This is a genomic window from Mycobacterium sp. NGS45 (assembly GCF_059812645.1).
Window position 1 is genome coordinate 1 of the sequence record NZ_JCALDB010000056.1, and the last position, 1,345, is coordinate 1,345.

1 protein-coding gene is annotated in these 1,345 nt (G+C 63.6%); it reads right to left on the reverse strand.

Annotated features, from left to right (window positions below):
- Nucleotides 1–36: 36 nt before the first annotated feature.
- Nucleotides 37–1,265, reverse strand: a protein-coding gene (locus AC5Y3P_RS22305) for an IS3 family transposase (protein WP_500048117.1) whose coding sequence is annotated in 2 segments (ribosomal slippage) — nt 37–953 and nt 953–1,265 — 1,230 coding nt in all. Because the reading frame shifts where the segments join, the coding sequence is not laid out codon by codon here.
- Between the last annotated feature and the right edge of the window lie 80 nt (nt 1,266–1,345).

Sequence of the window (1,345 nt, forward strand, 5' to 3'; positions counted from 1 at the left end):
GGGCCTTGACCCCGGATGGTGGACACGGGATTTGGATTAAGCAGCTTCTGGCAGCGTAGCGAATGTGTGGGTGTTTTCGTAGCTGGCCGGGCTGGAATAGCGGCAGCGGGAGTGCCTCCGTTTCAGGTTGTATCGGACGAGCCAGCGGAACACTTCGCGGCGGCAGGTAGTAGCGTCGGGCCACTGGCTGCGGTCCTGCAGGATCTCGCGTTTGAGGCAGGCGTTGAACGATTCGGCGAGCGCGTTATCGGCACTTGACCCCACACCACCCATAGACTGGACGACGCCCAGATCTGCGCAGAGTGTCGCGAAAACCTTTGAGGTGTACTGACTTCCGTGATCTGAATGGAACACAGCACCCGCCAGTGAACCACGCAGCGCCTCGGCGGCGATGAGGGCATCTTCGACGAGTTCAGTACGCATGTGCTCAGCGATCGCCCACCCCGCCACTCGGCCGGAGAAGCAATCGATCACCGTCGCGAGATACAGATTCGACCCGGTCGCCAAGGGCAGGTAGGTGATGTCTCCGACGTACTTTTCGTTGGGTGCCGCTGCGGTGAAATCCCGGTTGAGCAGGTCCGGGACCTTCTGGTTGGCCGGATCCGGTGTGGTGGTCTGAACCCGGCGTCGGCGGCGGTAGCCGGCGATCTTGGCCGCCCGCATCACCCGTGCCACCCGTTTGTGGTTGACCCGCTCCTGCTCGGGCACGCCGTCGTTGAGTTCAGCGGTGATCCGCGGCGCCCCGTAGGTGTTGTCCACCTCATGGACGGTACGGATCCGTTCGGTCAGCGCCTGGTCAGCCGCTTCGCGGGCGGCGCGGCCTTCTGCACCAGCAAGCCAGGCGTAGAACGAGGAACGCGCGATCTCGACGATCGCGCACAGCCACTTCACCGGGTAGGTGTCGAGGTGGTCGGCGACGAATTGGAAGCGGCTCACCAGTTCGTCTCCCCGGCGAAATACTTGGCCGCCGACCGCAGAATGTCGCGCTCGGTGGACAACCGGGTCTTGTCCGCACGTAGCTGCCCTACTTCGGCACGTAGCCGGGCCAGCTCCTGGTCAGGAGATTCCGCGCCCGATACGTGTGCGGCCCCAATGGTCGGGTTACGGTGCCGAATCGGCACCCCAGCGGCCTTGCACCAGGCCGACAGCGTCACCCCACTGATGCCGAGTTCGTCAGCGATCTGGGTGATCGTCGCACCCTCAGTGTCGCGGTACAGCGCCACCGCGTCCCGCTTGAACCCATCGGGATAATTTTTCCTTGCCATCGGTGTCGATCATCTCGCTTCCCCCGCCAATCTTGCGGGATTCAGCGTGTCCAACACCTGGGGTCAGGCCCCCACCTTTG